This window comes from Microbispora corallina (assembly GCF_016863035.1).
GTDB classification, from domain to species: Bacteria; Actinomycetota; Actinomycetes; order Streptosporangiales; family Streptosporangiaceae; genus Microbispora; species Microbispora corallina.
The window spans coordinates 1-12,755 of sequence record NZ_BOOC01000008.1 but is presented as its reverse complement, the minus strand read 5'-3'; the positions used below and the strand labels follow the sequence as shown (position 1 = coordinate 12,755).

Annotated in this window: 7 protein-coding genes; 2 read left to right on the top strand and 5 right to left on the bottom strand. The window is 74.6% G+C overall.

Annotation, left to right across the window (positions count from 1 at the left end; all coding sequences use genetic code 11):
* The first annotated feature begins 116 nt into the window (after positions 1-116).
* Positions 117-1,538, top strand: coding sequence for an acyltransferase family protein (locus Mco01_RS12000; RefSeq protein ID WP_204056975.1), 1,422 nt, complete (start codon positions 117-119; stop codon positions 1,536-1,538).
* Between the two features lie 1,914 nt (positions 1,539-3,452).
* Complete coding sequence (locus Mco01_RS11995; protein ID WP_204056974.1) at positions 3,453-4,223, top strand: class I SAM-dependent methyltransferase; 771 nt, start codon at positions 3,453-3,455, stop codon at positions 4,221-4,223.
* On the opposite strand, the gene pgfA is transcribed toward Mco01_RS11995, so the two are convergent.
* The 5 genes from pgfA to Mco01_RS11975 all read right to left on the bottom strand — a co-directional run bounded on the left by pgfA (position 4,164) and on the right by Mco01_RS11975 (position 12,740).
* Positions 4,164-5,156, bottom strand: a complete 993-nt coding sequence (gene pgfA / locus Mco01_RS11990) for a cell envelope lipid trafficking protein PgfA (RefSeq protein ID WP_204056973.1) — start codon at positions 5,154-5,156, stop codon at positions 4,164-4,166. The genes Mco01_RS11995 and pgfA overlap by 60 nt on opposite strands.
* A complete protein-coding gene (locus Mco01_RS11985; protein ID WP_239103543.1) occupies positions 5,153-9,373 on the bottom strand; it encodes an alpha-(1->3)-arabinofuranosyltransferase domain-containing protein in 4,221 nt (1,406 codons plus the stop codon). The genes pgfA and Mco01_RS11985 overlap by 4 nt, the downstream gene beginning before the upstream one ends.
* Positions 9,374-9,381: 8 nt before the next feature.
* Positions 9,382-10,635, bottom strand: coding sequence for a glycosyltransferase family 4 protein (locus Mco01_RS11980; protein ID WP_239103542.1), 1,254 nt, complete (start codon positions 10,633-10,635; stop codon positions 9,382-9,384).
* 208 nt (positions 10,636-10,843) lie between these two features.
* Complete coding sequence (locus Mco01_RS39775; RefSeq protein ID WP_269750622.1) at positions 10,844-10,975, bottom strand: hypothetical protein; 132 nt, start codon at positions 10,973-10,975, stop codon at positions 10,844-10,846.
* 139 nt (positions 10,976-11,114) lie between these two features.
* Entirely contained in the window at positions 11,115-12,740 is a 1,626-nt protein-coding gene (locus Mco01_RS11975; protein WP_204056971.1) for an MmpA family trehalose lipid delivery protein, read from the bottom strand.
* Positions 12,741-12,755: the final 15 nt, after the last annotated feature.

Here is a 12,755-nt window from a genome sequence, read left to right as displayed (position 1 = left end):
GTCAGGGCAGTGACCGACGTCACGAGGGATGCGGAAAAGTGACCGAAACAGGTTCTAGGTCGACGACGGGTCGTGACATATTACTCGTCGGTTCTCAACCTGTTCGTGATGAAACCGTGAGCTCTGTCCGTACGGCCGTCCCCACCGTCACCGGGCACCTGGACGCGCTCGACGGCGTCCGGGCCGTCGCGGCGATCGCGGTGCTCGTCTTCCACGTCGCCATCGAGTCGGCGGCGGCGCTCCAGGACAACTTCTTCAGCAGCCTGCTCGCCCGGGGCGACGTCGCGGTGCCCGTCTTCTTCGCGCTGTCGGGCCTGCTGCTCTACCGGCCGTACGCGCGGGCGGCGCTGCGCGGCGACCCCGCCCCCTCCGCGCGGGTCTACCTGGTCAAGCGCGCCCTGCGCATCCTCCCGGCGTACTGGCTGGTCGTGATCGCCGCCATGGCGCTGTGGTCGGGCTCCCACCTCGGCGACGTGAAGACCTGGCTGGAGCTGCTCCTGCTGGCCCAGAACTACGACGTCCACCCCTGGTGGTACGGCCTCGGGCCGCGCGGCCTGGCCCAGATGTGGAGCCTGTGCGTCGAGGTGGCGTTCTACCTCGTGCTGCCGCTGCTGGCGGCGGCGCTCACGGCCTACGCGCGGCGCGGCGGCCCCGACCCGGCGCGGCGGGCCCGGCGGCTGCTGACCGGGGTGGGGGTGCTGGCCGCAGCGTCGTTCGCCTGGGCGCTGTTCACCTACTACCCCGTCTACCGGCCGTACCTGAACACGTGGCTGCCCCGGGCGTCGGTGTTCTTCGCCGTCGGCATGGCCCTCGCCGTCGTGTCGGTGTGGGCGCGGGAGGAGACGGACGAGGACGGCCCGCCACGCCGGTTCGTCCGCGCCGTCGGCGCGTCCACGGGGAGCATCCTGCTCGTCGGCGGCCTCGCGTACGCCGTGGCGGCCTCGCCGCTGACCGGCACCCGGTTCAGCGGCGTGGACGGCGTGTGGGCCGACCTGTCGGAGCTCCTCCTGTACGCCGTCGTGGCCGCGTGCCTGGTGGCCCCGGCCGCGCTGATGAGCGACGGCCGCTCCCCGCTCGCCCGCTTCCTCGGCAGCCGCGTCATGCGCTTCCTCGGCCGGGTGTCCTACGGAATCTTCCTGTGGCAGTTCGTCGCGCTCTACCTCTGGTACGACTTCACCGAGCAGAAGCCCTGGACGGGCAACTTCGCCGGCAACCTGGTCGTGGTCGGCGGGCTCACGCTGCTGCTCGCCACGCTCACGTACAAGTTCGTCGAGGAGCCGGCCCGGGGGCTGGTGCGGTTCGTCAGCCCGAGGAAGAAGCCCGATGGGACGGCGTCGCCGTCGCCTTCGGCTTCCCTGCCGGCTTCCGCGCCGGCTTCCGGGACGGCGACGGGGACGGCGACGGGGACGGCGACGGGGACGGCGACGGGGTCCGCCCCGGCGACGCGCTCGGCGACGGCGCGGGAGCAGGAGCCGGGGCGCCGGCCGGCGGGGCGGGAGGCGTCATCGGCACCGGATCCCCGTAGGCGAAGCCCCTGAGGCAGATGGGCGCCGACGGGTCGTCCAGCCGCACGAACAGCCCATTGCCGGACGCCAGGACCGGGAACTGCAGCAGGCCTCCCGGGGTGGCGGAGAACGTGAGCTGCCCCCGCACGCCGCCGATCTCGTAGGTGCCGGTGCCCGGCCGTTCGGCCGAGTACGCGATCCCGCCGACCGGCCCGATCCCGCCGTACGAGACCACGTCGGGGAAGTAGACGGCGTCCCCGATGAGAGGGAAGCACGTCCGGCCGGGCGGGGGGACGCGGGCGACGAGCGCCTGGACGCTGACCGGGGCCAGCCGGCCCTTGTCGTCGAAGACCAGGGCGTGCTCGGACGGCTCGGGCGCCCGCATCCGCGCGCGCAGCGCCGGCCGGGCGAGCGGCGCGAGCAGGTGGTGGCTGAGCCTGCGGTTGCCGTTCCACGGGAGGACGATGTCGCCGGGCAGCGGGCTGGAGTAGATGACGGCGGTGTCGGGCGCCTTGGCGAGGGCGGCCCGCACGTTGCCGAGGTAGGCGCGGACGCGGTCGCCGGACAGCGTGTCCCGGTAGTTCGCCGTCGACACGATGGACGTCACCAGGTAGGCGCCCACGGCCAGCCCGGCCACCATCGGCACGCCGGTCCCGGACGGCAGCGACCTGCGGTACGGCCGCGCCTCGCCCGCCGTCGGCAGGAGCGCCAGCGCGAGGCACAGGGCCAGCACGATCGCGGCGTCGGCGACGTACCGGGTCTCGGCGCCGACGATCTGGGCGAGGCCGGTGCCGCGGGCGATGGCCGTGGGGACGGCGTCGACGCCGACGACGTAGCCCGCGAGGATCAGCCAGGCGCGCAGCGCGTGGCGGCGCCACAGGACGGTCAGGACCAGCAGCGCGACGATCACGACCCACGCTACGGCGACGAGGAACGTCCCGGGGTTAGCCATGCCGCCGGTGGGCGGCACCGGCCCCCACGAGAGGGGTCCGCCGACCGCGCCCGCGGGGAGGGTCCGCCCGAGCATGCGGGACACCAGGTCGGCCACGTCGCCGGGCTTGGGGACGGCCGCCCCCTCGCCGGGCGCCGTGCTCCTGCGGGCGAGGTAGAGCGCGGTGTATCCGGCGAGGAGGGCCGCGTAGGAGCCCCACAGCCGCCAGTGCTGCCGCATCTCCCGCAGCATCAGCGGGATCCAGCCGCCCGCCCACGGCCGCAGGTAGGCCGTGGTGACCGCGAACAGCAGGAACGTGAGGAAGACGCCCTTCGTGCTGAACGCCATGGCGAACAGCACCCAGTAGAGGGCCCGGCGGGCGTGTTTGGCCGCGCCGCCCCGCACGTACCGCACCTGGGCGTCCAGCGCCATCACCATGCCGAGCTGGAGCGGGACGGCGTTGATGGCGGCCGACCACCAGCCGAAGGCCGGGATGGTGAGCGGCGAGAACAGCGCGAGCGCGAGCGGCAGCAGGATGCCCGGGCGCACGCCGAACAGCCGGACCAGCAGCCGCAGCAGCCCGATCGCCACGGCGGCCTGCAGGGCCATGGTCACGGCGGAGACCAGCAGCCAGTCGTACGCCGAGATCCGGCCCAGCACCCACGTCAGCCCGAGCGCTCCGGGCATCAGGTGGCCCTTGTGCACGCGGAACAGGAAGTCGAACGTCAGCCCGTGCTCGTAGGCGTCGCCCATGAAGAGGAAGTCGTCCTCGACGAAGTACGAGCCGAGCAGGATGGGGATCCGCACGGCCAGCGCGGCCACCACGAGCAGGACCGCGGTGGCCATGACGGGGTTCGCGACGCCGGCCATCCAGCGCGGAAGGGTGATGCTCAGGCTGGGCCGTTCGGTACCCGTGATCTGGGTCATTCCGATCTCCCTGAGGCGTTTGTCGCCGTACGAGCGATATCAGCGTTCTGGGTGCCGCCTCCGCCGCCTACCGGCGGGTAATGAGTGTTATGCTCCGGCCCACCCACAGGGAGGGAGAGGCCGTGCACATCGAGCCGTTCCGCGCCGACCTGGCCCGATCGGTCCGGCTGCTCAGCGCCTTCCGCAAGGAGCAGACGGACCCGGACTTCTTCTACGGCCTGCTCGCCGCGGACACGGTCGCCCAGCTCGGGACGTACGCCGATCTGGACGGCGCGCTCGTGGCGGACGTCGGCGGCGGCCCCGGCTACGTCACCGAGGCGTTGCGCGCGGCCGGCGCCCGGCCGGTCTGTGTCGACTGCGACGCCGGGGAGATGAGCGCCCGGGCGGGCGTCATCCCGGACGGCGCCGTGCTGGGCAGCGCGCTCGACCTGCCGCTGGGCACCGGCACGATCGACGTCTGCTTCTCCTCCAACGTGCTGGAGCACGTGCCGGACCCCTGGCGGATGGCCGGCGAGATGGTCCGGGTGACTCGGCCGGGCGGCGTGGTGTACCTGTCGTTCACCAACTGGCTGTCGCCGTGGGGCGGCCACGAGACCTCCCCCTGGCACTACCTCGGCGGCCGCCGCGCCGCCCGCCGCTACGCCGCGCGGTACGGCCGCCCGCCCAAGAACGTGTACGGCGAGAGCCTGTACGCGGTGTCCGTCGCCGGGGCGCTCGCCTGGGCCAGGAGCCACCCGGACGTCGAGGTCCTCGACGCCCTGCCTCGTTATCACCCCCGCTGGGCGACCCCGGTGATCCATCTACCCGGCGTTCGCGAGATCGTGACCTGGAACCTGCTGCTCGTCCTGCGGCGCCGATAGCCGCCGGGCGAGACGGGCGGCCCGCTGCCAGGCGAACAGCGCGAGCAGGACGCCGCCCAGCACGAGGAAGCCCACCGGCACGACGTCCCGCACCAGAACGATCCACTGGCGGAACCGGGCCGCCTCGGCCGCCCGGGCCTGCACGTCGCCCTCGTTCATCACCAGGTCCGCCTGGAAGGACGTCTGGCGCTCCACCTGGTCGGGGGTGCGCAGCGTGTCGTGGCGGCGTTCCTCGGCCTTGACCGTCAGGCCGCTCTCCGGCTCCACCCACAGCGTCCGCGTGATCTCGGTGTAGCGGGAGACGCTGATCCTGCGCCAGGACGGCAGCCCGACCGACGCCCCCGGCACCTGGTCGGGCAGGTCCTCCACCTTCACCGGGCCGGCCGAGTAGGTGTACCGGTAGACCGGCACGCCCTCGACCGTCTCCGCCCGCTCGAACCGCAGCGGCGCCTGCCGCTTCAGCACCGGGTCGAACATCTCGTACGTCCGCGGCTCGGCGCGGAACGGCAGCCGGAAGGCGAGCCCGGTCTGGCTCACCCCTGCGTCGTCGTCGACGTACTCCCCGCAGCAGTTCACGGCCTCCCCCGTCCGCCTGTCGAAGGCCGTGCGGCGCTCGTGGTAGTCGAGCCGCTGCCCGTCCCCCGTCTCCAGGGAGGAGAACTCCACCCACACGGCCGTCCGGTCGTCCCCGGCGGAGGGGTCGCCGTACAGCGAGACGGTGTTCTCCACGGGCACGCCCGTGCGCAGCTGGAAGGTGGCGCTGTCGAGGTAGGTGGCCGAGGGCGACGCCATCCGGTAGACCCGGGTCTGCTCCAGCGGGAGCACCAGCGTGTGCGGGTAGACGTAGAAGCGGAACAGCGCCGCTACGGTGACGAGGAACGCCGCCCCGGCGATCAGGACGGTCTTGGGCAGCCGGATCAGCGCGTCGATCATCGCCTCGCCTCCTCCAGCTCGGGGCCGGCCGGCCCGGGACCGGCCGGGCCGTCCGGCCCGTCTCCGTGACCCCCGTCACCGCGGCCGCCCGGCTCGCGCGGCTCCTCCGGCTCGGCGAACAGCGGCCGGCGCACGACCGGCTCCTGGTCCCGTACGGCGCCGAGCAGCCGGGCGAGCACCAGGAGGCAGAGCACCTGGGCGACGAGGCCCTGCCCGGCGGCCTGGGCGATCCCGGCCGCGGTGAGCAGCCCGGCGACCACCCACGCGGACACCGCGCGCCGCGCGAGGCGCCGCAGCCGCGAGGGGCCGGCGTGCTGGGCGTCGGCCAGCCGCCGCACCCACAGATGCAGCGCCAGCGTCCCGGTGACCAGGAGCGCGCCGATCACGCCGCCGGTCCACAGCCCGGCGAGCGGCGCGGCCGGCCAGACCCAGGCCGTCGACGGCCGTCCCGCCGGGGCTCCGCGCAGCCGCGACCGGCCCCGCACGAGGGCGAGCGCGACGACGAGCAGGGCGGCGGCCAGCCCGCCCAGCAGCGCCGTCCGGTAGACCGGGTCGGGCTCGTAGCGCAGGACCACCTCACCGCCGCCCGCGGGCACCTCCCAGGCCTGCTTCCACCCGTCGAGCCGCACCGGACGGAGCCGGACGCCGCCGAGATAGGCCTGCCAGCCCGCGTTGTAGTTCTCGCCCACGACCAGGTACGAGGGCGCGGCCGGGGAGACCCGCAGGCGGCGCTCCTCGGGCCCCCACGACAGGACGCTCGCCGGAGCGAGGTCCTCCGTGGTCCGCTCCTCCGCCTCGTCGGTCCGCAGCACGGCCGACTCCACCCGGAACGCGTCCCCCGACGCGACGCTGAGCCGGCTGCGGCCCTCCGACAGGTGGACCGGGACGCATCCCGAGTAGGTCAGCGGGCGGCCGTTCAGGACGTCGTCGAGCGTGCCGCCGACGATCCGGGTCGGCACCTCGTTGCCGTCCACCCGAAGGGTGGGACCGTAGCCGCAGGGCAGCCGCAGGGGGAACCCGCCGAGCGCGCCGAGGGGCTTCACGCCGGGGATGGTGACCTCGGAGACCTCGATCGCCCGGGAGGCGGGCGCGGTGAACTCCAGGGAGAACTTCCGCGTCCGCAGCGGCGGGAACGTGAACCGGCCGTCGCGGCCCACCCAGCCCTGCACGGCCGCGGTCTCGGTCCGCAGCGTGAGCTTCACCGGCGGCTGCCCCATGAACGAGTCGGGGAACAGCACCCGGATCTGCGCGAAGCGGTGCGCGGTGCCGAGGTCGACGTACAGGGTCGGGTGCCGGTCGAACGGCTGGGCGTACCAGAGCGTGGTGGGGTCCCCGTCGAGGGCCTGGCGGCCCAGCACGGCCGGGTGGTCGGTCACCGTGGACGAGGCGCCGACGTGCGGGTAGAGCGACGGGAGGGTGGTGAGCAGGTCGGCCGCCCGGGGGTCGGTCAGCACGGCCTTGCCGCTGACGGTGCGGACGCCGTCCCGCGCCACCGGGAAGAGCCGGTCGAGCCCGTAGCCGTCCTCCCCGAGGATCTGCAGGCGCGGCGAGCACGTCCAGGTGGCCGAGCCGCGCATGCAGGCGGGGGCGTCCCCCTCCTTCGTCAGCAGGATGGTCCCGGGATCGCCGGAGGCGGGGTCGGGCACCGAGATCGTGCGCACCGCCTGGACGCCGGGGATCCGCAGCTCGGTGATGCCCACCCGGCTGCCGAGCGGGGTCTTCGGCTCGTAGGCCAGCCGGGTCACCCGGATCCGCAGCCACGAGGTCTTCCCCCGGACGGGCCGGAGCGTCTGCGGCAGGTCGGTGCGCTGGACCGCGGCCCGCGTCACCCCCTGCTCGGTCTCCAGCGCGACCTCGGCGACCGGCGGCCCGATGGCCGACTCGTCGAACGCCACGCCGATCTCGCTCAGGTCGAGCTCGCCGGTGAAGCGGACCTTCAGCCACTCCCCGACCGCGCCGTGCCAGCCGTCGGAGCGCCAGCCCGTGCGGGTGTCCCCGTCCAGGGCCGCGTACGGCTGCCGCCCCGGGTCGCGCTGACCGGAGGCCGCCGTCACGCTCGCCTCCGAGGACGACGCCGTGACGTCCCTGACGTCGAGGTAGCGGGCGGTGGACAGGGCCCCGGCCCATACCGGGTCCGTCAGGTCGGTGGTGACGGGCTTCTGGTCGTCGGGGAGCGTGGCCGAGGCGATCCGCCGGACGTCGCCGAAGACGATGTCCCGTTTGCGGAGCGTGTCGCTGCCGACCGTGTCCTTGTCGGGGATCGCGGACGCCCCCGGCTCGTCGCCGACCAGGACGGGCCGGTCGTCCGGCAGCAGGCCCTGCTCGGCGAGGTCGAGCACGGCCTCCGGGGCGCCCTCCACGTGCAGGGTGCCCGCTCGGGGCACCGTGCCGGCCACCGGGGCCGCGCCGGGGACCGCGTACACCTCCAGGGCCGGGTACGGCTGGTCGAACCAGCCGGAGGCCGTGCTGCTCTGCGGCATCCCGACAAGCGGGCCGAACTCGGCGGTCCGGGTGAGACCGGAGTCCTGGAGCGTCTGGTGCACCCGCGCGGGCCACGCCGTGCCGAGCGTCTCCCGCACCAGGTCGTTGCGGATGAGCAGGTACTTCACGCCCATCCGGGCGAGGGCCTGGGTGAGTCCGGGCGAGCCCCTGCCCGTGGAGAACCGCTCGTCGACCGCCTGCACCACCCGCGCCAACCCGGGCGAGCCCCACGGCACGTTCGCGTGGGTGGCCCACCGCACGGTGAGCAGCGACTGCATGGGCTCGTCGAGCGGCCTGCCCCACAGGTACTCCCCCCGGGCCGAGCCCGGCATGGCGAGCACCATGCCGTCCCCGGTGTTCCGGTTGAGCCAGGTGGCCGCGTCCCGCCAGTACGACGGGATGTCGGCGAACGACCCCTGCGGCGTCACCCCGGCGGTGGCCACCGGCACGAGCGTGAGCGCGAGCGCCCCCGCCGTCACGGCGAGCACGGGCCGGCGTGCCCGCACCGGGCCCGCGACCGGCAGCGCGGCCAGCCCCAGCGCGAGCGGCAGCCGGATCAGCGCGTCGAACTTGTGCAGGTTGCGGAAGGGCGCGAGCGGCCCGTCGAACAGGGCCTGCACCTGGGACGTCCAGGGGTGGGCGAGGTCGCCCGCGTGCCCGGCCGTCACGACGAGGACGCCCGCCACCACGCTGAGCACGAGGAAGGTCCGCTCGGGCGTGGCCCGGCGGACCGCGCCGGCCAGGCCGAGCGCGGCCAGGAGCGCGGTGGCCACCACCAGCCACGGCAGCGTCGCCTGCTCGAACGCCGCGGGCAGCCAGGGCCGGCCGTCCACCGGCAGGAACGAGATCCAGCTCGACGTGCCCCGCAGGGCGTTGACCAGCGACGTGACGCTCGTGGTCGCCGACGCCGTCTCGATGAACGGCAGGAACGAGAAGATGTAACGCCCGAGCAGCAGCAGCGGGACGAGCCACCACAGCGAGACGAGGCCCGCGAACAGCAGCCACCACGCCAGCAGCCGCCGCTTGCGTGGGCCCCTCCCCCGGCTGAGCAGGTAGATCAGCGGGACCACCAGCACGGCGAGCTCCGCGGCGGCGTTGACGCCCCCCGCGAACAGGAACGCCGCCGCCGACAGCGCCGCCGCCCGGCGGGGGCTCGCGCCCTCCCGGGTGCCGTGCACGAGCGGCAGCAGCACCCACGGCAGCACCGCGCTGGGCTGGAACTCCGAGGAGTTGATGCCGATCAGCGCGAGCGCGTGCGGCGCCAGCGCGTACGACAGCGCCGCGATCAGACGGGTGGTGGGCGAGCCGATGCCCATGGCCCTGGCCAGCCGTTCCGTCCCGAGGAACGCGGCGCACAGCACCCCCGACATCCACAGGCGCTGGGTGTCCCACGCCGGCATGTCGAGCGCGTGGAACAGCACGTAGAACGGCCCCATCGGGAACAGGTAGCCGTACGCCTGGTTCTGCAGGTGGCCGAAGTACGCCGGATCCCACAGGTGCAGCGCCCGCGACAGGAAACCCTGGGCGTTGACCGCCATGTCGAGCTTGGTCTCGGCGATGACCGCGCCCGGCGCGGTGTTGAACGCGATCGCCGCCAGCAGCAGGCACCCGGCCACCAGCCGCAGCGTGTGACGCAGTCCGGGCGCCTGCTCTCGCTCCGCCGGGCGCGCGGGCGGCGACGGCTCCCGCCGGAAGGGGAACGGCGGGGAGGGCTGGGCCCGGGTGTCAGCGGACACGGCTTCGCTCAGGACGTCTCACGGGATGATTCGCGTAGTTCGCTCACGATTAGTCCGGTCATGCTAGCGCCCGTGTTCCCCCAGGTGAACTCCCGCGCCCACATCCGGCATGCGCTTCCCATGCGGGCGCGCGTCCGGGGGTCGTCCAGCTCCTTCAGCGCGAGCGCGACGACGTCGGCCAGCCGCTCGCCGTCGCGGACGAGCCAGCCGGTCACCCCGTGCCGCACGGAGTCGCGCAGCCCCGCGACGTCGTACGCCACGGTGGGCACGCCGAGCGCGGCGGCCTCGATGACGGTCAGTCCCCAGCCCTCGAACTCGGAGGCCGTCACGTTGAGGCGGGCGCCGCTGAGCACGGCGTTCTTCTCCGCCTCCGGGAGGAACCCGTGCAGGTGCACGCGGCCGGCCACGTCCGGCCGGGCCGCCAGGGCGGCGAGGCGGGCGTGCTCGGGACCCCGGCCGACGATGTGGACGTGCAGGCCCGGCCAGGCGTCCCCCAGCTCGGCGGCGAGCTCGGCCACCCGCTCCACGCGCTTGTGGCCGACCAAACGGCCCAGGTAGACCACGGCGGGGTCGCCGCCGACCGCCTCGCGGGCGACCGGCCGGGCCGTCGGGCTGCCGTTCGGGATCACCTGGATCGGCGCGGTCCACCGCAGCCGCTCCCGCAGCTCCCCGAGCGACGACTCCGAGACCGTGACCGTCGTGCACCGCCGGTAGAGCAGCCGGGCGACCGGCCCCTCGATGAAGCATCCGATCGCCGCCAGCCAGCGGGGGAAGAACGCGTAGAACTGCCGGTCGTGCACGTGGTGGACCACGCAGACGACCCGGGTGCGCCGGCGGGCCACGACGGGGGCGAAGAACGGGATGCCGTTCATGCAGTCGAGGACCACGTCGAACCGCCGGCGGCGCAGCAGCAGCCAGAGCGGGACCAGCAGGTAGACGAGGTAGCGGTTGCCCATCCGGCGCAGCTCGATGCCGTCGCGCCGCTCGGCCCGGGCCTGGCCCGGCTCCCGGCTGGTGGCGAAGTGGACGGAGGCCCCCTGGCCGACGAGGTAGCAGGAGACCTGCCAGGCGTACTCCTCGGCGCCGCCGGCGACGGACTGGCACGGCTCGCGGAAGTTGAGCACGGCGACCCGGACGCCCCGGAGGGAGGGGGCGGCGGCGGGGCCGGGCAGCGCGTCGAGGTGGGGCCGGTCCTGGAGGGGCGGCGCCGCGCGGGGAGACCTGCGGCCCGAGGGTGTCGCCTTCGCCTCCTGTGCGACCACGACCACTCCTTCGGCTCTGGGGGGCGTCCCGCGGATGCGCCGCCTCCGCCGGCACGGGGACGTCGGGCGATCCGGGCACGGACGCATGAGGGCATGGCGAGGCAACGCCCTCGGATGGGCTGGGGGAATGCCGCCGGCGACGGGTCAGGGACGCCGGTTACGGCTCAGGCGGATCCTTGAGGGATATGGATCTCGGGGTTCCGGAAGGTCACCTGTTGCCGTAGTTGTACAGCGGCTTGTTGGGCGGCTCCGACGAGGGCGCGGCCACGTTGACCACCGCCACGGAGGCGACCGCGGCGAGCACAGCCCCGACCGCCAGAGCAGCCAGCACCTTCAACACGGATGTTTCTCCCTCCAATGTGCGAACGCGCAGTGCGCTGAGACTAGAACGTGATCCAGCTCATTCACCATAGCTTTGGTCAAACCGTGATAAAAAGAGTTACCGTCCAGTATGCGCCGCCGGGCGGCCGCTCACCTGCTCACAAACGCAACAGAAGAAGCTCGGAACCTCGCCAGATCTGAGTGGCTCCGGGCAGTCGCGGCAGGAACCGGTTCTCGTTAGACCCTTCCACGAGGACGTACCGCACCCCCTCGCGCGCGAGCGCCGCCGTCAGCGGGCCGTACGGACGGGAGACGAGCGCGCCGACGCGGCGGGCGCGGGGGTTCTCGGCGGCCACCCGGATCCGCCCCCCGCCGCGCAGCCCGACCACGAGCGTGTCGTCCCACAGCACGGGCCGGGCGAACATCTTGGTCGCCGGGTCGAGCACCACCCGGCCGTCGTTCCAGGCGAAGGCCCGGTACGCCCCCCAGGGCAGCGACAGCAGCGCCCCCGGCGCCGGATCGGCGTTCACGACGGCCTGGACCGTGCGCCACTCGTCCGGGTACCCGGCCGCGCCGAGCCGTCCGAACGCGCCGAGGGCGAAGGTCGGCAGCACGAGCACCGGCACGGCCGCGGCGGCGAGCGCCGGCCGGGCGGACCAGGCGCGGGCCAGCGCCCCGGCCGCGTACCCGAATCCGGTGGCCTGGAGCAGCGCGAACGGCGCGATGTAGACCTGGCCGTCCCGGAACGGCCCGAAGCCGGGCCACCATCCGACGAGCGCGCGCAGCAGGCCCGGCGTGAACGCCCCGGCGCACGCGATCAGCACGCCCGCGCAGGCGGCCACGGCGAGCCCCCGCGCGTACGGCGGCGGGCCCGGCCCGTCCCCCGGCCGCCGGCGCCCGGCCAGCCGGACGAAGCCCGCGACGGCGACGACCGCGAGCGCGAGGCGGGCGGAGGCGAGCGCGAGGCCGCCCTGGCCCGGGACCACGGCCCGCGCGTTCCAGATGCCGCCGGGCGTGAGCAGGCTGCCGAGCGTGCCGAAGGGCCCGTCGGCGCGGGCCGCGAAGGCGTCCACCCCGGCGGGGTCGGTGTGGGCGTCCGCCCGCAGCGCCGGGACCAGCCACGGCAGGCTGAGCACGAGGAGGACGGCCGCGACGCCCAGCACGGCCCGCACCCGCCCGCCGAGACCGCCGGAGCCGGCCGGGGCGTCGCCGGGGACCTGCGGCCGGGCCATGGCGGCCACCGGGAGGACGGCGAGCGCGGTCACGAGCATGGCCTGGAAACCGCCCACGGCGGCCGGCAGCAGCGCCGGGACCAGCCGCCGCGTTCCACCGGCCCTCGCGACCCGGGCCGCCGCCCGCACCGCCCACGGCAGCCCGGCGTACCCGAGCAGGAGCGCCCACTGGCCGATGAGCAGGCGCTGGGCCAGGTAGGCGTTCCAGGCGTAGAAGGCGGCGGCGGCGAGCCGGGGCGCGAGACCGCCGGGCGGGCGGGCCTCGGCCGCCAGGGCCGCCGCCCCCGAGGCGGCCAGCACGAAGACGCCCAGCAGGACGGCCTTCTGGACGAGCTCCGCGGGCAGCACGGCCGACAGCAGCGCGACGACCTGGTCGCTCGGCACGCCCCGGGGAAAGCCGCCGACGTCGAACCGCAGCGGCGGATCGGGGACGAACACCATGTCGTACCGCAGCACGAAGCCCGGGCCGAGGGCCGGGCCGAGCGCGAGCAGGCCGAGCACCAGCCCCAGCCCGGCCGGAGCAAGCCGGACTAACGGGATGGTCGGCCGCATGTCGTACAGGCTAGG

Bases quoted from the DNA above. Each gene is read 5' to 3' on its own strand.
- Mco01_RS11975 (WP_204056971.1), bottom strand. From the start codon at position 12,740: ATGCGGCCGACCATCCCGTTAGTCCGGCTTGCTCCGGCCGGGCTGGGG.
- Mco01_RS11995 (WP_204056974.1), top strand. From the start codon at position 3,453: ATGCTCCGGCCCACCCACAGGGAGGGAGAGGCCGTGCACATCGAGCCG.
- pgfA (WP_204056973.1), bottom strand. From the start codon at position 5,156: ATGATCGACGCGCTGATCCGGCTGCCCAAGACCGTCCTGATCGCCGGG.